Source organism: Streptomyces sp. NPDC017936 (assembly GCF_044328485.1).
GTDB lineage: Bacteria > Actinomycetota > Actinomycetes > Streptomycetales > Streptomycetaceae > Streptomyces.
In genome coordinates this window covers 1-18,326 of sequence record NZ_JBIRHK010000021.1, presented here as the reverse complement: position 1 = coordinate 18,326, position 18,326 = coordinate 1, and the positions used below count along the sequence as shown (strand labels likewise).

The window sequence follows — 18,326 nt, the reverse complement described above, 5'->3', positions numbered from 1 at the left end:
GAACCCACCCGATGGCCCTTGCTTCTGCGCGAAGACCGACCTATGGACGACCTCGTGAAGTTCCTTCGGGACCGCAACATGGAGGACAACCACGCCTATGCCGAGGTGGCCCACCGCCTCGGTGCCGACGCCCTCCTCGACAGCCACCTGCCGATGCTCGATCTGGTCGACATGCTGGCCAGGGACTACCAGGCGATGGACTCGGCGGATTCACGTCGCGCAGGGCTCGCTCATGCGCTCAAAGTGCCGGCACAGTCCTACGCCGAGCACTCCCAGTACCGCCAGGAGTGGCGTCCGTCAGCCGACCGAAGAGACATCCCCTAGGACCACGAGTGCGATGGCGAGCAACCGGTTTCCCCTCGTCCATAACGCCCCGCCAACCTTGAAACACGCCTCAACCACTCACTGTTGACAACGCTCGTGATCAATACGGTGATCACGAGCCAGTGCCGCATCAGGCAACGTCCGCCCTGGGCGGTCTGCGACGATGACGCCATGGACGAGGAAGTCATTCCCATTCTTCGCGTCGAGGACGCTGCGGTGGCGGTCGGGTGGTACGAGCGACTGGGCTTCGCCAAGCAGTGGGAACACCGCTTCGAACCGGGACTTCCCGCGTTCGTCGAAGTCGCTCGGGGCGGGGTGCGGTTGTTCTTGTCGGAGCACAGGGGCGATGCCCGTCCCGACACGTTGGTCTACCTCCGCGTTCGTGATGTCGATGCCATCGCCTCCGAGTTCGGGGTGCAGGCGAAGGATGCTCCGTGGGGGCGTGAGATTGAGCTGCGTGACCCTGACGGCAACCGGCTGCGGATCGGCACGCCGACGGAATGACCATCGCTGGCAGCGCGCGGCAGAGAAGCTGTGCTGGTGGCTGAGCGGGTACGCGTCCGCGAGATCGATGACGACGAGGGGCAGCGCCTGCTGCGGATCGTCCGCCGGGGCAGCGGGTCGGTGGTGACCTGGCGGCGGGCGCAGATGGTGCTGCTGTCTGCGCGGGGCATGCCCGTGGCGAAGATCGCCGAGGTGACGTTCAACAGCGCGGACCGGGTCCGGGATGTGATCCACCACTTCAACGCCGACGGCTTCGACTGCCTCTACCCGAAGTACAAAGGCGGTCGGCCCAGGACGTTCACCCTGCCGGAGCGGGGCGAGATCATGAAGATCGCCAGGTCCAGGCCGACCGAGCACGGTCTGCCGTTCTCGACCTGGAGCCTGGCCGAGCTGGCCGACTTCCTGGTCGCCGAGGGGGTGGTCGACGACATCAGCCATGAGGGCCCTCGGATCTTGCTCCGCGAGGAGGGCGTGTCGTTTCAACGCATGAAGACCTGGAAGACCTCCCGCGATCCCGACTATGCCGCCAAGAAGGCCCGCGTCGAGCACCTCTACGCGATCGCCGACGGGGAGGTCATACCCGAGGACGGCGAGCCCGAAGTCGTCTTATGCCTGGACGAGTTCGGCCCGCTCAACCTCCAGCCCCAACCCGGTCGACAGTGTGCCGAGCGCGGCGGACGGCACAAGGACCCCGACCGGGAGCCCCGGCCCCGGCGGCGGGCGACCTACCCCTGCCCGCACGGGGTCAGGCACCTCTTCGCTGCCTACGACCTGGCTAACTGATCGTTTCAAAACGAGGTTCGGAGTCGTCCCGAGCAGATGATGCCGTAAGCGAGTTGGAGGAGGCCGGGGCGGAGGTCGGCGCGTATCTCGTAGCGGGTGCGCAGCCGTCCGGACTGGTGGAGCCAGGCAAAGTTCTGCTCGGCGACCCAGCGGGTCCTGCCCGGCCCTGAGCCGCGCGAAGCGTCACGGCGGGCGATCCGGGGGCGGGGCGGGAGCAGCGGGGTGATGCGCTCTCCCAGGTCATCAGGCGCAAGATCGTCCGGCACCTGCAGAACCGTGCCGCTACGCGGCCGGGATACCAAGGCTCGCCACAGACCTGATGAAGCGATCAGTCACGGTCCCGCGCGAGGTCATCCGGCGGCCACCGCCGAATGCGCCCACGGTGTCTCACGGGACGCCACCTGGCCGAACCCGCCATCCTCCCGCGCTGCGCGGGAGGATGGCGGGTTCGACCAACCGGCCGGTTCAGCCTCCGCACTGATTGATCGAGAAGCCGGACACCGCGTTGTCGTAGAGGAACAGAAGTTCCTGTGTTGCACCCGGCGCGATGGGGTAGGAGATGCCGTTGTAGTCGACATCGGTCCAGATGCAGAGCTCGTCGCCGCTGCGGTTCCACACCGAGCTGGCCCGGTCGTTCCACGCCCAGCCGATGTTGGGGGTCTGCACCGGATAGAGCTGCACGACGTCCCCGGTGAGGTTGTGGCCGTCGAAGAAGCAGATCATGCCTTCCCGACAGCTGCTCACGATCCCGTCCTTGGCGGGGTCAGCCGATGCGGTTCCCGGAGCTGCCAGTACGGCGGTAGAGGCGAGGACCGCTCCCAATACCGCGGTCTTGACTGTCAGCTTCATACCTACCTCTTTCCCGTTGCTGCCTGTGGGAGCGCGGCCACGGTCGCCGCGTCCAGCTGTCACTCCTCGAAGGAATCCGGTCGTAAGACGATCACCGCGCGCATGCGGTTCACAGAGATGACATAGGTCACAGTCTCCGGAAGGGGTGGGCCATGGCGTTCTCGCGGCCTACCGGTCGTTTCGGCAGGGGATTCGGAGTCGTCGCAAGCAGATGATGCTGCAGGCGAGTTGGAGCAGTCCGAGGTGGAGGTCGGCGCGTATCTCGTAACGGGTCCGCAGGCGTTTGAACTGATGGAGCCAGGCGAAGGTCCGCTCGACGACCCACCTGGTCTTGCCCAGGCCGGATCCGTGGGCGGTGCCCTTGCGTGCGATCTTCGGCGTGATGTCACGAGCGCGGAGGAGTCGGCGGTACTTGTCGTAGTCGTAGCCGCGGTCGGTGAAGAGCCGTCGTGGCCGGTGGCGCGGCCGGCCTACCAGGCCGCGGATGCGGGGGATCGCGTCCAGCAGCGGCATGAGCTGGGTGACGTCGTGACGGTTTCCGCTGGTCAACGACATGGCAAGGGGTGTTCCGTGCCGGTCGGTGATCACATGGTGCTTGCTGCCGCGGCGGCCACGGTCGACCGGCGAAGGTCCGGTGTGAGCCGCCCTTTCAGGGCCCGTACATGCGAGCCGTCGATCGCGGCGTCGTCCATGTCCAACAGGCCGGCTCCGCGGAGTTCCGCGAGAAGGATCTCATGCAGACGGGACCAGACGCCGGCCTCGGTCCAGTCCCGCAGGCGCCGCCAGCACGTCACCCCGCTGCAGCCGATCGTCTCTGTTGGCACGTCCGCCCAGGTCACACCCGTGCACAGGACGTAGACGATCCCGCGCAGAGCCACACGGTCATCCGCAGGCAGACTGCCTGGATACCGCCGACGCCGCGGCGGGCGAGGCGGGAGCAGCGGGGCGACACGCTCCCACAGATCGTCAGGCACAAGGTCATCCGACACCTGCAGAACTCTGCCGCCCACCAGCTCAACTGCCAGGCCTCTGAGTCAAACTCATTCTGAAATGATCAGTAACTCGCAGAAAAACAACGCGTCGGTTCTGGTTCTGGAGCGCGTCGTTATGGTATCGGACGCTGGACTTGCAGGTCATAGCGATCTGCACCGCGCGGGTCCGGAGAGGTCCTTACCTTGCCACACGGGAGATCGCAGCAGGTCGACGGCCGCTACCACAGTTGCTCAACGAGGCTTGAAAATCAGCGTGTTGTTTTTCTGCGAGCCCTAAGGGGTCGGCTCCGGAAGCCCTTCGGGGGTTGACGCCCAGGGCCGGGTGGTGCGTGTCGCATCGTTGGACGTCCAGGGCGGCGGGGTGACGGCTGTCTCGGCTGCCTGCAGAAGGGGGCTCTGGGAGACACAGGTTGTTTTGGGCCTGGTTGGCCCGACGGTTGGTGGCGAGGCTGTGGTCATGACCGACAGCAACAGCGATGTGACCGGCTTCCACAACCGTGTCGTCCTGATCACCGGCGGAACCAGCGGGATGGGCTTGGCCACCGCGCGTCTGCTCCTGGAAGCCGGCGCCGATATCGTCATCACCGGCCGCGACGATGCCCGCCTCGACCACGCTGCTGAACAACTGGACAAGGTGTCCGACCAGGGTGCCCGGCTGTTCACGGTCCGGGCCGACTCCGCCAGCCTCACCGATCTCGACCGCTTGGCCGCCCTGATCCGTGAACGCCACGGACGTCTGGACGGGGTGTTCGCCAACGCCGGGGTCGGAGTGTTCCAGCGCAGTGGCGAGGTCACTGAGCAGGACTTCGACCTCAGCGTTGACGTCAACTTCAAGGGGGTGTTCTTCACGGTCCAGAAGGTTCTGCCGCTGTTCAAGGCGGCGGGTGGCGGTTCCATCGTGATCAACGCCTCGTGGACACTGCACCGGGGCCTGGCTGTCGCACCGGTGTACGCGGCCACCAAGGCCGCCGTCCACAATCTGGCGCGCACGCTGGGCAGTGATCTCGCCGGGCGCGGTATCCGGGTCAATTCGATCAGCCCGGGTTACATCGTGACCGAGATGTTCGATGCCGCCAACCCGGACCCTGCCTCGCACGATGCCATCCGCTCCCAGGTGCCGCTGCGGCGGCTGGGCCAGGCCCAGGACATCGCCGAGACCGTGGCCTTCCTTCTCTCCCCGCGGTCGTCGTACATCACTGCCCAGGACATCGCCGTCGACGGGGGCCTGGTGACTGCCATCCCCGCCTCCTGACGGCGGGTGTGGTGGCTGCCTGGCCCCGGCAGGGCCAGGCAGCCACCCATCACGATCGGCCACAATCGTCGTATGAGCACAGCGATCAACCTGGGCGAGTTCCTTCGCACCCGCCGTTCTCTTCTGCATCCCGAGGACGTTGCCCTGCCCGACTTCGGAGGCCAGCGCCGGGTCGCGGGCCTGCGCCGCGAGGAGATCGCGCAGCTCGCCGGAGTGAGCGTCGACTACTACACCCGGATGGAACAGGGTCGCGTGCCCAACCCCTCGGGCGCGGTTCTCGACGCCCTCGCCCGCGCACTTCGGCTGGACGGGGATGCCAGGCGGCACCTGCACCGCCTTGCCCGACCGCAGTCCGCCGCCCGGCACGTTCCCCGGCGCCAGGCCCGGCCGCAATGCGTGCGCCCCATGCTCCAGCGGTTGCTGGACGATCTGGTGGACATGCCGGCGATGGTGATGGGCCGGCGCATGGACATACTGGCCTGGAACACGGCAGCGGTCGCCCTCTTCGGTGACTACGCAGCCCTTGACCGAGCCGAGCGCAACATCGCCCGGATCACTTTCCTCGACGAGACGTCCCGGGAACTATATGCAGACTGGACCTCTTGCGCCCGCGAGAACGTGGCCTACCTCCACCTGGACGCGGGACGGCACCCCGAGGACCCCCAGCTGGCGAGCCTGATCGGCGAACTGTCGATGAAGAGCGAGGACTTCCGTCGCTGGTGGGCTGAGCACCCGGTGCAGGACAAGACCTCGGGGACCAAGCGATTCCGTCATCCGGTGGTCGGCGATCTGGAACTGGCCTACGAGACCCTGCGCGCAGCGGACGATCCTGATCAGGCCTTGATCACGTATGCCGCCGAGCCAGGCAGCCCATCACACGACGGCCTGCGGATGCTGCTGGCCTGGGCCACTGAGGCACCCTCCCCCTCCCCGATGCCGGACGACGACCGCGCGCGTTGACCTTCTGGGCAGTCCGGGCCTCACCGCCGGCGACCCACACCCACGTCACACGCGCCATCAATGCCCCGACCAGCACATCGACGAATAGAGCACCGTAGACCGGCAGGCCCGGTCCCGGCGGATTCCATGGTGCGTGGCGAGCCCCGCGCTCGCTTCCTACATCGTCCACGACACACCGGGCCAGACGCAGCCTGCCGGTCGGCGTCAGCGGGGCATTACGGTGGGACACGAGGGCCTCCTGGCGGTCGGCGGTAGATGTCGCAATCCACGCCGAACCCAGAAGGCCCTCACCCGTTCAAGCACCCAGCACGCGTGTCACCAACGTCCCGGGACAACACACCTAGGCCGTGTCTCTTTGATCCGTTGGTCAGTTGATCGGATGTGTCCGTCCGGTTAGTGATCACTGATGCGATGTGGGACCGGATCGAGCGCTGATGCCGGTCGATTCGGTCCGTGGGCGGCGGTGGGCCGACCACCGCCGCACCCTTGAGGCCATCGCGTGGAAGTACCGCACCGGTTCACCCTGGCGGGACCTGCCGGACGAGCTCGGCTCGTTCCGGACCCGCTCACAAACGGCTGCTCAGGTGGGCCCTGGACGGCATCTGGGAACGGATCCTCGTCGCGCTCCTGGCAGCGGCCGATGACGTTGACGACATCGGCTGGACCGTGTCGGTGGACTCCACCGTCTGCCGAGCCCACCAGCACGCTGCCGGTGCCTGGAAAAGGGGGCGTCAGGCCGGGCCGAACCCGAAGACCACGCGCTGGGACGCTCCCGAGGCGGCTTGAGCACGAAGATCCACTTAGCCGGCGACAGCCATGCGCGGCCGCTGGCCATCCGCGTCACCGCGGGGCAGGCAGGTGACGCACCGGCCTTTGAGGCCGTCATGGCCGGCATCCGCGTTCCGCGAAGTGGGCCCGGGAGACCGAGGACGCGGCCGGATGCCGTCCTGGCCGACCGCGCGTATTCATCCCGAGCCATCAGGAGCCACCTTCGCCGGCGTGCATACGTGCCGTCATCCCTCAGCCCAGCGACCAGGCCGGCCACCGTCTCCGACGCGGCCGGGCCGGCGGCCGACCGCCCGCTTTCGACGCCGAGGCATACAAGCAGTGCAACACCATCGAACGATGCATCAACCGCTTCAAGCAGTGGCACGGCCTGGCCATGCGAACCGACAAGCTCGCGATCGCCTACCGGGCCGCCCTCCACCTCGCGAGCATCCTCATCTGGGTGCGAAGGTGATCAAGGAGGCAGGACTCAGTTCCACCAGTCGATGTCTCCGCTGCTGTCGACCTCGGGGGCGGTCACCGCGCCGAACCAGGACGACTGACCGTGATGCTCCATGGCTTCCGCCACTTCGTGGAGCCATGAACCCAGACTCGGCCACCCCAGAAAACATGCCTGGTCATCGTGAACAGCATCGCCGAGGTGGTTGCGCCACATCCCTTCCCCGGCATCGATGAAGTGGTCGTCTCCGTCACCTCCGGAGACGGGAACCCACTTCGTGCCCCACCAGGGCGTTTGCGCCTGGTCCGGGTCGTCCGGTTCCCATATCCCCATCCGCATCTCGCGGACCTCGATGATCTCCGACACCGAATACAGCCTCCGACAGGGGAGCACACCCAGCAGGGATGTATCTCCGTCGTGACACCGCAGCGACTCGCGGAGATCCGCAGGAAGCGGGAACCCCAAGCGTGCCTCGGCTTCCTGAATGGACTGCCACGAAGCCGGGGGCCTGAGGTCTGCCAGAGCCTTCGACGCGTGTCGGGACAACCAACCGTCGATGCGGCGCCAGGACGTCGCGACCGGGGGTACGACAGGATCTATGCCTCGGCGAGGAGGTCGCATCATCATGCAGAACATCATCCATCCGGGCTCACGCGGTCAACCACGCCGAGCTGCAGACCAACCTCCGTCTCACCGAGCGAAGCCAAAGAGACAGAACCTAACTGGCTCCAACAGAAGCGGTTCGATCATGTGGCTGTCGGCTTGATCGCTCGTCGGTGTGGGCAGGGGGGAGGCGTCGGTCGCGGTCGTGGACCGTGTCGGACGAACTGGGGTCGCTCATCGAGCCGTTGCTGCCCGAGCCGCCGCCGAAGCAGGTGGAGGGACGGCCTCGGGTGCCCGACCGGCAGGCCCCCTGTGCGGCATCCTGTTCGTCCTGCACACCGGCATCCAGGGGGAGTGCCCGCCCCAGGGGCTCGGCCTCGGCTCGGGCATGACCTGCCGGCGCCGCCTGGCGGCCTGGAACGAGGCCGGCGTCTGGGACCAACTGCACCAGTTGCTGCTGAACAAAATGCGGTCGAAGAACCAGCTGGACTGGTCCCGGGTGGTGATCGACTCTCCTCCTGGCTTCGCCGGGGGCACCCCCACCCCCGTCCGGGCCGCACGCAGGGGCCCCAAAGCGGCCCCGGCCCGGTCGGCCGCGCACGCCCGGGCAGCGGCACCACCTCGTCACCGACGGCCAGGGCATCCCGCTCGCGGTGTCGCTGACCGGCGGAAACCGCCACGACGTCACCCGACTGCTGCCCCTGCTGGACAAGATCCCGGCGGTCGCCGGGGTGGTCGGCCGCCCCCGACGCCGCCCGGACGTGCTCTCCGCCGACCGCGGCTACGACCATGACAAGTACCGTCGGCTCCTTCGCGCGCGGGGCATACGCCCGGTGATCGCCGAACGCGGCCAGCCGCACGGCATCGGCCTGGGCACCTTCCGCTGGGTCGTCGAGCGCACGGTCTCCTGGCTGCACGGCTTCCGCCGCCTGCGCATCCGATGGAGAGACGCGACGACATCCACGAGGCCTTCCTCGGCCTCGCCGTCTGCCTGATCACCCACCGGCACGTCCAGAAACTTTGTTAGGGCCAGTAAGCCCCTGGAGGGCTTGAAAGCGCTTTGACCTGGGGTTCGGCGGGGGCGGAGCCTTCGGCAGTCGTATTGATCACTGACTGTCTGGAGGTCCGGGGTGCCGGTCGAGTTTCTGACGGGTGAGCAAGCCGCGAAGTATGCGGCGTACGACGGGGCGCCGTCCCGTACGGAGTTGGAGCGGTTCTTCTTCATGGACGACGCGGACCGGGCGTTGATCGAGCCGTAGCGGCGGGCCCGCAACCGGCTCGGGTTCGCGGTGCAGATAACCACGGTGCGGTTCCTCGGGGTGTTCCTGGAGGATCCGACGGACGTGCCGGCGGAGGCGGTCGACTACCTCGCCGAGCAGTTGGGCGTCGCGAACGCGTCGGCGTTGAAGGCGTACGGCGAGCGGGAGAACACCCGGCTCGATCACGTTCGTGAGCTGCGGCGGGTCCTGGAGTACACGGAGTTCGCCGAGATGGAGGCGGAGCTGCGGGCGTGGGTGGATGCGCGGGCCTGGACGACCGGGGAGGGGCCGAAGGCACTGTTCGACGCGGCGGCCGGGTGGCTGCGTGAGCGGCGGGTGCTGCTGCCCGGGGTGACGACGCTGACCCGGCTGGTGGCCGCGGTGAGGGAGACGGCGAAGGAGAAGCTGAAGACCCTGCCGCGGGTGGAGAGGGCGTCGGCGAAGCCGGCCGCCGCGTTCCAGATCGTGTTCGACACCACCAGCGAGCAGGTCGACACCGACACCGGGGAGATCAGCCCGACCGAGGTGGAGACGCCGGCGGCGATGTGGGAGCGGATTGAGCAGGTGGTGCCCCGGCATGAGCCGGCCGCGGCGATCACCGCGCTGTTCGAGCTGACCCCGCCGCTCGACTCGGACGCCGACGAGGCATGGCGGGCCCAGCTGGTCACCCGGTTCGGCACCGTGCGGCCGTTCCTGAAGCTCCTGGTGACGGTGGTCGACTTCGGCGCCACGCCGGAGGGCGTAGCGGCTATGCGTGCTGGCAGGTGCGGTAGGAGGTTCGTAGCGCGGGCGGGGTGGACGGCGGCCGGAGCAGCGGATCAGTCCGGCGTCACCGCACCTTCCGGCACTCCGAACCACCCCTCCAGCGCTTCCGCCAGCCCGACCGTCGACATCGGCGCCTGCGCCCCCGCGTCGGCCGCCCAGGCCGTGAAGCCGTCCGGACGGACGAGGACCGCCGCCAGTTCCGGGCGGGACGGGCAGCCGGCCGTCAGGGTGTCGACGCGGCCGGCGTACCCCGCGGCGAGGGTCCGGAGCTCCTGGTCGTCGGTGAGGTCGAGCAGGAGCGCCCGGCCGCCGTGGAGGTGGTCCGCGAGGCGGCTGCCGTCGGTGAGTTCGAGGTCCGGGGTGCTGCGGCCGGTCAGCGGGTGCTCGCCCGGCAGCTCGTACCGCACCCCGCCACCGTTGAGCCGTGAGGTGAGGTACGTGGTGCCCACGACCGTCCCCGCCAGGTCGCTGACGATCTCGCGCAGGGCCCGGGACTGCGGATCCGGGCGCATGGCCGCGACCTGGGACCGGGTCCAGTCCAGGACCCACGCACCGACCGGGTGCCGCTCGGAGGTATACGTGTCCAGCAGCCCTTCCGGAGCCCGGCCGCCAATCACCGCGGCGAGCTTCCAGCCGAGGTTCATCGCGTCCCCGATACCCAGGCTCAGCCCCTGGCTCCCGAACGCGGAGTGCACGTGCGCCGCGTCGCCCGCCAGCAGCACCCGGCCCTTGCGGTACTCGGTGACCTGGCGGGCGTGGTCGGTGAAGCGGGTCGCGGTCCGCACCCCGGTGATCGTGACGTCCACGCCGGACACGCGGCGCAGCCGCGCCTGGAGGTCCTCGGCGGTGACCGGCGCGTCCCGGTCGGCCGGCGGGCCGTCGAAATCCACGATGACGACGCGGCCCGGCATCGGCCCGTAGGCGTACACCCCGGTGTCCGTGGCGGTCCAGCCGACCTTCAGGTCCTCGGCGCCGGTCATCTCCACGACCGCTTGGTGACAGGTGATCTCCGGGTCCGTACCGGGAAATTCAAACCCTGCGAGCTTGCGGACCGCGCTGCGGCCGCCGTCGCAGCCGACGAGCCAGCCGGCGCGTATGGCCCCGTGGCCGGTCCGCACGGTGACGGCCCCGTCATCCGCGTCGAAGCCGGTCAGTTCCACTCCCCGGCGCACGTCGACGCCGAGCTCGCCCGCCCGCCCGCCGAGCAGCCGCTCGATGTCCTGCTGCGCCACGAAAGCGATCTCGGCGGCGGGTCCGGCGTCGCCGAGGCCCGGCTCCGTACGGTCGACCAAGTCGGCGCGCAGCATGATTCCGGCGAAGTGCCCGACGAACCCGAGCCCTTGACCCGCGGCCCCACCTCCGTCCCCGCCGCTCCGCTCCCGAATGAATGCCTGGAAGCGGCCCATCGCCTGCCGCTGCACCTTGGCCAGCGCGGGCAGCATGCCTCGGCGGTAGAGCGCCTCGGCGCTGGGCGTAGTGATCGCCCCGCCCTTGATCGTCGGGTCCACTTCGGTGAGGCGCTCCAGGACGGCCACCCGCGCGCCTCCGAGCCGGAGCTCGCAGGCCAGCATCAGTCCGACCGGGCCGCCCCCGGCCACCACTACGTCATAGTCCATGGCGCCGACTATGACCGAGGGCCAAAAAGGCCAAAAAGGCGCCGCGGTGTCAAGGGGTCGGCCCCGCGAGGAGAAGGGGGTCGGCACAGTTAGCGCTGACAACGCTCAAGGAACGAGGCTCATCGGCTGCTATCGCCGGGAGCGAGCAGGCTCGTGAGCTCGGCGATCGCCTCTGGGGACGGCTTGAAGCAGCGGCGGACGTTCTCCGGCTTCTTGCGCCGGGACTTCGCCATGAGCATCAGGAGCGACGATCCCTGCTCGCCGAGGTGGGTCAGAGAGGAGTGGCGGTATTCGTGCAGGTCCCAGCCTGCACCGGGGCCGCGGAAGGCAGTGTGCTCGTCCAGCAGTGCTCGGGCCTGCCCGTACGACAGCCTGGCCAGCCCGGTGTCCGGGCAGACGTCGCGGGGGCTGACGACCTTGCCCGGCCCCGGACGGCGGTGGGTGACGAACACAGGTCCGCGGGTGCGGCCCTTGAGCAGCCGGGGTAGGAGCCGGGCGGTACCGGCCTCCCAGCACACGGTTTCCAGCACGTAGTCCTCGCGCGCCTGGCCGCGGCGGCGGGCCTTGGTTCGGGCGCCCTTGGCCTTGACCAGGCAACGACGCCCGGCGAAGTCCAACTCCTCGATATGGACGCCCAGGACCTCTTCGGCCCGCCCGGCGGTCTCGTAGAGCATCCGCCACAGCGTCTTCTCCTGCAGGTGGACCTCGCGCCGCGCGATCAGCCGGTCGATCGCCATCTTGGAGCGCGCCGGGGTCTCGGAGTCCGGCACCACCAGCCGCTTCGCCCAGGCCGGGAGCATCGGTCCCTCGTAACCTCGCTCACGGCACCGACCGAGCCAGGACAGCACCCCCGCCCGGCGGGAATTCCAGGTGTTGACCACCGCGGTGCCCCAGAGCAGTTCGAAGGCCTCGCCGACCTCGTCGTCCGCAACCGACGCCAGTGGCCGGGCCTTGCCGAGCCGTTCGGCAGTCTTGCCTCCCCCGATCCTGTAGTCCTGGACCGTGTTCGGGTTACCAAGCGAGTCGAGAAACACGTCCGCCGCGCGGACAGTGAGCGTTTCCAGCTTCGCCACGTCAGGGTGAGGACGACCTTGGCGACTGACGTCATGCGCTGGGAGCTGATGCGGGCTCCGGCCAACTGGCCCGGGGCCCAAGAGCAATTCGGCAAGGAAACGCAGGAGCGGAGTGGTTCGGTCTGTGTACTCGACGGCCTCGCCAGGCGGCCGGTGCGGTTCTTCTGCAGGGCGCCACGGCGGACGTCGTCCTCGCTGGTGCCGTGCAGGTTCCTCGGCTGGGTCCGCCGGGCACAGCGGCCTTGTTGCGAGGAGTTGGCGGGCGGCCACCTCGCTGAGCGGTCAGTCCTGCACTTCGGGCCTCAAGGTGGTCGTGGGATGGAGGCAGGAAGCTTGCTCGGAGTACCATCCCTGCGAGGTTCTCCGGTCGGCGCTCCGACCCCCAGTGACGCAGTCGTACGGGGGCAGCCGTGTAAAGAGGGTAGAGGGGAATGAGTGTGGCGGAGAGCTGGTCCCGCGTGATGAATCTTCTTCGGCAGCATGCCCCGGCCGATCATGCGGATCTGCCCGGGCCCGCTACGGAACAAATGCTCGCGGCCGCCGAGGACCGGATGGGTATCCCCCTTCCGCAGGATCTGCGGGCGTGGCTGCTGCAGAACAACCTGGATCTTCCTGAGGAAGATGTCGACGACGATGTGGCATGTTGCGGCTTCGCCGGGTTCCCGGACGAAGGAAGCTTCTTTCTGGGCATCCGGGCGATGGAGAAGCTCTACGCGAATCGCTTCATGCCCGGTGGATTCGATCCTCCGGACCGGCCTGACGATCCATTCTGGCGTAATGAGTGGATCCCCTTTCTGTCGGACCAGGACGGCTGGATGGGAAAGTTCATCGACGTGCGGGACGGGCGTGTCGGCAGGTGGTTCGTGGGTGAGATCACGATCACGGGCGAGTACGAATCGCTGGCTCACTATTTCGACTCGGTGGCGGAGATGCTGACGAAGGTCGCCGATGGAAACCATCCGGTCTGTGAGGTCGCCGAAGGGCGACTCGTCTGGTCGTGAAACAAAAGATCTCGTGTCAGCCCCAACTGGATGACCGTCATGCGATTGGGACCGCAGCGGGCTCTGCGGAAGATGCGCCAGGATCTCAGTCTCGCGACGCTTCATTCGACTGGTGCCCACGCGACTGACAGGGCCCGATTGATCGTCCGCTGGGTCGCTGTGAGGTCCTGGTGCGGAAGACGTCTGATCGGCGTGGTCACCCAGGAGCCGGCCCCGATGCAGGCGCGGTCGGCGAGAACGGGAACGCCCTGACGTTCGCCACCACCGAAAACACAGCTCAGGACACGAACCGCTGCTGGAGTACTGAGGAACAGACCGGCTGGCCTGACACTTCGCAGCGCCCTGCTGATCACTCGCTGGGACTCCCGCTGGAACCTTCACGGGCCCTGGATTGCCTCGCAGCGCTCGAACACGGTGATCGTGACAGCGACGGCGATGGGTTGGTTCGAGTCCACATGCAGCATGAACTCGACCCCGCCGGCTTCGGTGGGGCCGCCGTGCGGGACGATGTTCGATACCCACACGTTGGGCCCGTTGACCTTCAGTCTCGTGTCAATGGTGGGGCCGAACGCGCCTACAGGGTTCCATTCGGCCGCCGTCACCAAGACCGCGGAGCTGTTCGTGATGTCGAAGCCGCCGATGTTGAAATTCTTTGCGACGCGCCCCTGCTGGTTCAGGTAGAATTTTCTGAAACTGCGTGCCATTGCTTGTTTCACCTCACATGAGGTATTCGGACGCCAGGGGCAACCGGCAATTCGGTGGATAAAGATTTTCCCGCAACTCAGATTTCACCCTGCCGGCGCCTGCTCTGCCTCGATGAACGACTTTCGCTCCTGGCTGAAACCGGCCCAAACGGAAGCCCGTTGAGTGGGTGAGCTTGGACTGATGGGCGAGGTCATTGAATTGCAGGACAGTCTTTAGTGAGAACCCGGGATGGGGGCTGTGCCGCTGAAACTGACACCCTCTATGGCGGGTTTTCCGTCAAGTCCCGATCCCGTACCGGGGGCCCCAGGCAGTTGGCATATGCCGACAACAGAACTCTGCCACACGACTCCTGCCCTCGCATCCGGGCACAGATCGGGCCTGGCATTTCCACGCCCTCGACGCAGTAGCCGAGTGGCCTGGCTCCCTTGCGGGCATATGCAGGCTTGATTGGGCGATGTCGCGGCCGCCCGGCATGCGTCGCTCGTCTCGCGGGCGCATGGGTCTTGCCGGACAGTCCGTCAGGAGAGGATCCTCCCGTGAGCCGGCCGCTGCCGCAGTTGCCGAAGCCCGAGTTCGTCCTGATCCCCATCGAGGCCCGACCCGAGATGCCCACCCAGATCGCTGTGGATCTCGGGGAGACCGGCATCCCAGGCGGGTTGATCGGATACGAGTACCGGCCGCTGAGCGAGCCGGTGTACTTCGGGGGGATCGGTGAGCGGGGGCTGGTCGCCATCGCGACGAGTGGCCTGTTCGGGCACGTCGGCCGTCGACGTGGCCAGTGGTCACGTGGTGCAGATTCCCAAGGTCGAGTCAGCGACGGCCAGTCACGTGTAACTGGCTCTCACAGAAGCGGTTCGATCATGTGGCTGTCGGCTTGATCGCTCGTTGGTGTGGGCAGGGGGGAGGCGTCGGTCGCGGTCGTGGACCGTGTCGGACGAACTGTGGTCGCTCATCGAGCCGTTGCTGCCCGAGCCGCCGCCGAAGCAGGTGGAGGGACGGCCTCGGGTGCCCGACCGTCAGGCCCTGTGCGGCATCCTGTTCGTCCTGCACACCGGCATCCTGGGGGAGTACCCGCCCCAGGAGCTCGGCCTCGGCTCGGGCATGACCTGCCGGCGCCGCCTGGCGGCCTGGAACGAGGCCGGCGTCTGGGACCAACTGCACCAGCTGCTGCTGAACAAAATGCGGTCGAAGAACCAGCTGGACTGGTTTCGGGCGGTGATCGACTCTCCTCCTGGCTTCGCCGGGGGCACCCCCACCTCCGTCCGGGCCGCACGCAGGGGCCCCAAAGCGGACCCACTGCTGGTCGAGGTGGATCTCGCCGACACGGTCATCGTCGGCGATGTCGGAGCCGGGTTTCCACCGCCACGGCGGCAGGATTTCCGGGCCGAACACCTGGCGCACCAGCAGCAGATCGCCCAGTCCTGCGCCGCCGTCCAGGCCGCGATCGGCGATCCGCGTCTTGCTCAGCCGCTGAAGGCAGGGCAGCAACTGGCAGAGGCTGTCGGCGAAGACCACCCCGTTGAAGCCCTCCGCCAGCAGCGTGGAAGGGGAGTGAACCATCGCCTTGTGCTGCGCACGCACTGTGTCGTCCGGCACGGTGCGGTTGGCCGGCCGCGGACGTTGGCGCTCCACGCACACGGACGCCGGGGTGGCCATCAAGACCACGATGACAGGCATGTCGTGCCGCTTGGCGGCGGCGACCAGCGGCTCACGGGCTTCGCGGGTGACGTTCGTGGCGTCCCCCGGCGAGTCGTTGGGTTCGTTCACGTCCTTGCCGGTCGGCTCGGTTCACGAGGATCGCAGCGCTGCTTACGACTTCGGACAGCGGGGTGCACTCCTGCGATTCGAACAGGGCGTCTGTGGGGGCCGGCTGGTCACCCGACCCGAATGAGCCGGTCCACCCGACGTGATGTCCGGGTGGACCGGCCTCAAGCCGGTCAGCGGGGGTGCTCGCCGTGCTGTCGGCTGCCGCGAAGTGACAGGTAGCTCTTTGTGATCGGAGTGGGTGAGTCGGGTATCCGACGAAGGCAGCGTGGTAGCGGTTCACACGGCGGGGCGCTCGACCGCGAGTCCGACACCGAACGCCGCCAGGATCGCGCCCCCCACACGGAGAATCGCGCGGGTCACCCGCGCGTCGCGCAGCATCTTCGCAGCGGCGCTGAAGACGAGGGCGTATGCGACCAGAGACAGGAAGCCGATCACCGCGAACACGACACCGAGGATCAGGGTGTCGAGAGGCCGCGCGCCGTGGTCGATGAACTGGGGGATGACGCTGGTGAAGACGATCACCGTCTTCGGGTTGGAGAGGTCGCTGACAAGGCCTTCCCGGAACGCGCGCAGCCGGCTGTGCGGATCGCCCACGCGTGAGGGCACTGCGCCGTGCTCCGGCGACGTGGCGGAGACCCGGGCCACCAGGAGCTTGATACCGAGGTAGACCAGGTATGCGGCTCCGAGGTACCGAACCACGTCGAACGCGATCTGCGAGGAAACGAGTAGGGCGGTCAGGCCCGCAACCGAGGCCGCGGCCCACACCAGATCGGCGACCAGGACTCCCAGCGCGGTGAGGAGCGCCGGGCCACGGCCGCGAGCAACCGCACTCTTGAGGACCAGCATGACCGCGGGTCCAGGAATGACGACCAGGACCACGGACAGAGCGGAGAAGGCGAGTAACGATGACATGAGCGCATTATCGTCGTGACCTCGATCCAGGCCCTGGAGCGTCTCAAGAACCCTGCCAGAGCTACCGGCTGCCGGGACCGGCAATCGCCAGCCGGCTCCGGCCCACGGTGTGACCACCACCGACGCCGTGCCTTCAAGAAGCTGTTCCCTACCGCGGCCGCGTACGGCCGGAAGACGCAGGAGATGACGGCAGCCTGGGTGGTTACGAGAGTGTCAGGATGCGGGAAGGACGGCGCGGGCCAGGGGTGCAAGGGCTTTGGAGAGGGCAGCGTGGAGTGCGGCGGCGAGTTCGTTCTTCGTTCCGCACGCTGTGCACCATGAAGTGGACCGGTCCTGCGGAGGCGCCGAGATCGACCTCGTGGTGGTCGACCAGGCGGAGGATCGCGGCCCGGATGGCATCGCTGACGGCACCGGCGACCATGTGGCCGGAGCCGGCGGCGAGGGTGTCCGCCTTCACGGTCCACTGCTGGCCTTCGGATTCGATGGCGACGAATACAGCGTTGTGCGTCACGGCATTGCGGTAGGCGTCATGGAAGGCGTTGGTGCCGGTGGCGTCCGGGACGAGGTGAGCAGGGCAGGGAACCTGCAGTGGCTGCACCTGTACATTCTGCCAAGAGGTACCGTCATGGCGCGCCCGCGACGCGATGACGGGTCACGTTGAGTGACCGCCTCTGGTGCGAACCAGCGGCTTTCGACCGCTCGCAGCCCCTGACGCGACGCCGGTGACAGCCAGGCCCCTGACACGCTCCACCACAGGCGGGACATGCGGCCGTCAACCGCGAGCGCGTCCGCTGCCGTGGGAGGCAGCCTCCATCGCAGGCACCTCCGGCACGCACTCCGCCGTTGTCCCTCTGGCCGCGGCACATCACGCTGATCAGCCGCGGCCGACAGAGGTCAGGATGCGGCGATCCCCGCCACATCGAGACCGCGGGAGGCGACGAGCTGCGCGCTGCCGTCGGCCAGGCGGTAACGCAGGCCCACCACGGCGGTCTGCCCGGCGGCGACCTTCTCGGCGAGCACCCGGGAGCGGTCCAGCATCAGGTCGGCGGTGTGCCTCACGTGCTCGGCGAGGATCTCCTCGGGCTCGACCTGTCCGGCGGCCCGCGCGGCCAGCACACTGGGGGTCACCCGCTCGACGACGTCCCGGACGTACCCGGCCGGCGTCATGCCGTCCTCCAGGGCGGCACACGCCGCGCCGACCGCGCCGCACGAGTCGTGTCCCAGGATCACGACCAGCGGGCAGCCCAGCACCTCCACGCCGAACTCGATGCTGCCCAGCACCTCCGGGCCCATGACGTGGCCCGCGGTGCGCACCACGAACAGGTCGCCCAGGCCGCGGTCGAAGATGATCTCGGCGGCCAGCCGGGAGTCGGAACACCCGAACAGCACGGCGAAGGGCTGCTGGGACGGTGCGGTCTCGGCGCGGCGGGTGGCGTCCTGGTTCGGGTGCTCTGGGGTGCCGGCCACGAAGCGCTGGTTACCGGCCAGCAGCAGTTCGAAGGCGTCACGGGGCGTCGGGGTCTTGATCTCGCTCATGCCAGCAGCCTACGAGCCGGCACCAGCCGTCGCACCGCCTGGTCCCCTCTGTCATCGCCAGGTCGGCAGATACTGACGGCTTGGGCGCCCCAGGCGCCGGGCCAGGGCGGCCTCGTGCAGCGGGCGGGAGGCGTCGCCGTCGCGGTCGGTTTCGCTCTGCTCCGCCCGGCGCGCGGTGACGCTGACCAGCTGCGCGGGCA

The 18,326-nt window shown here is 68.1% G+C and carries 15 protein-coding genes and 8 pseudogenes; 11 read left to right on the top strand and 12 right to left on the bottom strand.

Features of this window, described 5'->3' with window-relative positions; genetic code table 11:
- The first annotated feature begins 42 nt into the window (after positions 1-42).
- The 3 genes and pseudogenes from ACH4F6_RS33925 to ACH4F6_RS33915 all read left to right on the top strand — a co-directional run.
- Positions 43-324 carry a hypothetical protein gene (locus tag ACH4F6_RS33925; protein ID WP_397964215.1) on the top strand — a complete coding sequence of 94 codons (282 nt, stop codon included), beginning with the start codon at positions 43-45 and terminating at the stop codon, positions 322-324.
- Between the two features lie 171 nt (positions 325-495).
- Positions 496-828 (top strand): glyoxalase superfamily protein, encoded by a 333-nt coding sequence (locus ACH4F6_RS33920; protein WP_397964214.1) that lies wholly within the window; start codon positions 496-498, stop codon positions 826-828.
- Positions 829-864: 36 nt separating this feature from the next.
- Positions 865-1,605 (top strand): annotated as a pseudogene (locus ACH4F6_RS33915) (helix-turn-helix domain-containing protein); the annotation flags it as partial.
- A gap of 11 nt (positions 1,606-1,616) precedes the next feature.
- On the opposite strand, the pseudogene ACH4F6_RS33910 reads toward ACH4F6_RS33915, so the two are convergent.
- From ACH4F6_RS33910 to ACH4F6_RS33900, 3 genes and pseudogenes are all read right to left on the bottom strand, one after another.
- Positions 1,617-1,817, bottom strand: a pseudogene (locus ACH4F6_RS33910) (IS5/IS1182 family transposase); the annotation flags it as partial.
- Between the two features lie 259 nt (positions 1,818-2,076).
- Positions 2,077-2,355: a peptidase inhibitor family I36 protein gene (locus ACH4F6_RS33905; RefSeq protein ID WP_397964213.1), complete on the bottom strand. Its 279-nt coding sequence runs from the start codon at positions 2,353-2,355 to the stop codon at positions 2,077-2,079.
- A 273-nt stretch (positions 2,356-2,628) separates the two neighbouring features.
- Positions 2,629-3,449 (bottom strand): IS5 family transposase gene (locus tag ACH4F6_RS33900; protein ID WP_397964347.1). Its coding sequence is split into 2 segments (ribosomal slippage): positions 2,629-3,113 and positions 3,113-3,449, totalling 822 coding nucleotides; the frame shifts between segments, so codons are not numbered across the junction.
- Between the two features lie 460 nt (positions 3,450-3,909).
- Here ACH4F6_RS33900 and ACH4F6_RS33895 point away from each other — a divergent pair.
- The 3 genes and pseudogenes from ACH4F6_RS33895 (at position 3,910) to ACH4F6_RS33885 (ending at position 6,904) form a co-directional block, all read left to right on the top strand.
- Positions 3,910-4,704 carry an SDR family NAD(P)-dependent oxidoreductase gene (locus ACH4F6_RS33895; protein WP_397964212.1) on the top strand — a complete coding sequence of 265 codons (795 nt, stop codon included), beginning with the start codon at positions 3,910-3,912 and terminating at the stop codon, positions 4,702-4,704.
- Positions 4,705-4,776: 72 nt separating this feature from the next.
- The gene (locus ACH4F6_RS33890) at positions 4,777-5,664 is read left to right on the top strand and encodes a helix-turn-helix transcriptional regulator (protein ID WP_397964211.1); all 888 of its coding nucleotides are present in this window, start codon (positions 4,777-4,779) and stop codon (positions 5,662-5,664) included.
- A 381-nt stretch (positions 5,665-6,045) separates the two neighbouring features.
- Positions 6,046-6,904 (top strand): annotated as a pseudogene (locus ACH4F6_RS33885) (IS5 family transposase).
- A gap of 15 nt (positions 6,905-6,919) precedes the next feature.
- On the opposite strand, the gene ACH4F6_RS33880 reads toward ACH4F6_RS33885, so the two are convergent.
- Positions 6,920-7,510, bottom strand: coding sequence for an SMI1/KNR4 family protein (locus tag ACH4F6_RS33880; protein WP_397964346.1), 591 nt, complete (start codon positions 7,508-7,510; stop codon positions 6,920-6,922).
- A 194-nt stretch (positions 7,511-7,704) separates the two neighbouring features.
- On the opposite strand from ACH4F6_RS33880, the pseudogene ACH4F6_RS33875 reads away from it, so the two are divergent.
- Positions 7,705-8,519: pseudogene (locus ACH4F6_RS33875) on the top strand (IS5 family transposase).
- Between the two features lie 103 nt (positions 8,520-8,622).
- Positions 8,623-9,510: pseudogene (locus ACH4F6_RS33870) on the top strand (DUF4158 domain-containing protein); the annotation flags it as partial.
- A gap of 59 nt (positions 9,511-9,569) precedes the next feature.
- Here ACH4F6_RS33870 and ACH4F6_RS33865 read toward each other — a convergent pair.
- Both ACH4F6_RS33865 and ACH4F6_RS33860 read right to left on the bottom strand, forming a co-directional pair.
- Positions 9,570-11,132, bottom strand: coding sequence for an FAD-dependent monooxygenase (locus tag ACH4F6_RS33865; protein ID WP_397964210.1), 1,563 nt, complete (start codon positions 11,130-11,132; stop codon positions 9,570-9,572).
- A gap of 119 nt (positions 11,133-11,251) precedes the next feature.
- Positions 11,252-12,205: a site-specific integrase gene (locus ACH4F6_RS33860; RefSeq protein ID WP_397964209.1), complete on the bottom strand. Its 954-nt coding sequence runs from the start codon at positions 12,203-12,205 to the stop codon at positions 11,252-11,254.
- A 431-nt stretch (positions 12,206-12,636) separates the two neighbouring features.
- Here ACH4F6_RS33860 and ACH4F6_RS33855 point away from each other — a divergent pair, with 431 nt between their 5' ends.
- On the top strand, positions 12,637-13,206 hold the full coding sequence (locus ACH4F6_RS33855) for an SMI1/KNR4 family protein (protein WP_397964208.1): 570 nt from the start codon (positions 12,637-12,639) through the stop codon (positions 13,204-13,206).
- 29 nt (positions 13,207-13,235) lie between these two features.
- Here the strand turns inward: ACH4F6_RS33855 and ACH4F6_RS33850 are convergent.
- Both ACH4F6_RS33850 and ACH4F6_RS33845 read right to left on the bottom strand, forming a co-directional pair.
- Positions 13,236-13,463 (bottom strand): annotated as a pseudogene (locus ACH4F6_RS33850) (transposase family protein); the annotation flags it as partial.
- A gap of 120 nt (positions 13,464-13,583) precedes the next feature.
- Positions 13,584-13,910, bottom strand: a complete 327-nt coding sequence (locus tag ACH4F6_RS33845; protein WP_397964207.1) for a hypothetical protein — start codon at positions 13,908-13,910, stop codon at positions 13,584-13,586.
- Positions 13,911-14,447: 537 nt separating this feature from the next.
- Here ACH4F6_RS33845 and ACH4F6_RS33840 point away from each other — a divergent pair.
- Both ACH4F6_RS33840 and ACH4F6_RS33835 read left to right on the top strand, forming a co-directional pair.
- Positions 14,448-14,789: a hypothetical protein gene (locus ACH4F6_RS33840; RefSeq protein WP_397964206.1), complete on the top strand. Its 342-nt coding sequence runs from the start codon at positions 14,448-14,450 to the stop codon at positions 14,787-14,789.
- A gap of 10 nt (positions 14,790-14,799) precedes the next feature.
- Positions 14,800-15,012, top strand: a pseudogene (locus ACH4F6_RS33835) (transposase); the annotation flags it as partial.
- 465 nt (positions 15,013-15,477) lie between these two features.
- Here ACH4F6_RS33835 and ACH4F6_RS33830 read toward each other — a convergent pair.
- The 4 genes and pseudogenes from ACH4F6_RS33830 to ACH4F6_RS33815 form a co-directional block, all read right to left on the bottom strand.
- A pseudogene (locus ACH4F6_RS33830) lies at positions 15,478-15,678 on the bottom strand (AAA family ATPase); the annotation flags it as partial.
- Between the two features lie 276 nt (positions 15,679-15,954).
- Positions 15,955-16,590, bottom strand: a complete 636-nt coding sequence (locus ACH4F6_RS33825; protein ID WP_397964205.1) for a LysE family translocator — start codon at positions 16,588-16,590, stop codon at positions 15,955-15,957.
- A 202-nt stretch (positions 16,591-16,792) separates the two neighbouring features.
- On the bottom strand, positions 16,793-17,188 hold the full coding sequence (locus ACH4F6_RS33820) for a hypothetical protein (RefSeq protein WP_397964204.1): 396 nt from the start codon (positions 17,186-17,188) through the stop codon (positions 16,793-16,795).
- Between the two features lie 296 nt (positions 17,189-17,484).
- The gene (locus tag ACH4F6_RS33815) at positions 17,485-18,126 is read right to left on the bottom strand and encodes a carbonic anhydrase (RefSeq protein ID WP_397964203.1); all 642 of its coding nucleotides are present in this window, start codon (positions 18,124-18,126) and stop codon (positions 17,485-17,487) included.
- Positions 18,127-18,326: the final 200 nt, after the last annotated feature.

What these genes read in the sequence shown, in the direction of transcription:
- ACH4F6_RS33925 (WP_397964215.1), top strand. Translation starts at nt 43, where the DNA reads ATGGACGACCTCGTGAAGTTCCTTCGGGACCGCAACATGGAGGACAAC.
- ACH4F6_RS33920 (WP_397964214.1), top strand. Translation starts at nt 496, where the DNA reads ATGGACGAGGAAGTCATTCCCATTCTTCGCGTCGAGGACGCTGCGGTG.
- ACH4F6_RS33895 (WP_397964212.1), top strand. Translation starts at nt 3,910, where the DNA reads ATGACCGACAGCAACAGCGATGTGACCGGCTTCCACAACCGTGTCGTC.
- ACH4F6_RS33890 (WP_397964211.1), top strand. Translation starts at nt 4,777, where the DNA reads ATGAGCACAGCGATCAACCTGGGCGAGTTCCTTCGCACCCGCCGTTCT.
- ACH4F6_RS33880 (WP_397964346.1), bottom strand. Translation starts at nt 7,510, where the DNA reads ATGCGACCTCCTCGCCGAGGCATAGATCCTGTCGTACCCCCGGTCGCG.
- ACH4F6_RS33865 (WP_397964210.1), bottom strand. Translation starts at nt 11,132, where the DNA reads ATGGACTATGACGTAGTGGTGGCCGGGGGCGGCCCGGTCGGACTGATG.
- ACH4F6_RS33855 (WP_397964208.1), top strand. Translation starts at nt 12,637, where the DNA reads ATGAGTGTGGCGGAGAGCTGGTCCCGCGTGATGAATCTTCTTCGGCAG.
- ACH4F6_RS33845 (WP_397964207.1), bottom strand. Translation starts at nt 13,910, where the DNA reads ATGGCACGCAGTTTCAGAAAATTCTACCTGAACCAGCAGGGGCGCGTC.
- ACH4F6_RS33825 (WP_397964205.1), bottom strand. Translation starts at nt 16,590, where the DNA reads ATGTCATCGTTACTCGCCTTCTCCGCTCTGTCCGTGGTCCTGGTCGTC.
- ACH4F6_RS33815 (WP_397964203.1), bottom strand. Translation starts at nt 18,126, where the DNA reads ATGAGCGAGATCAAGACCCCGACGCCCCGTGACGCCTTCGAACTGCTG.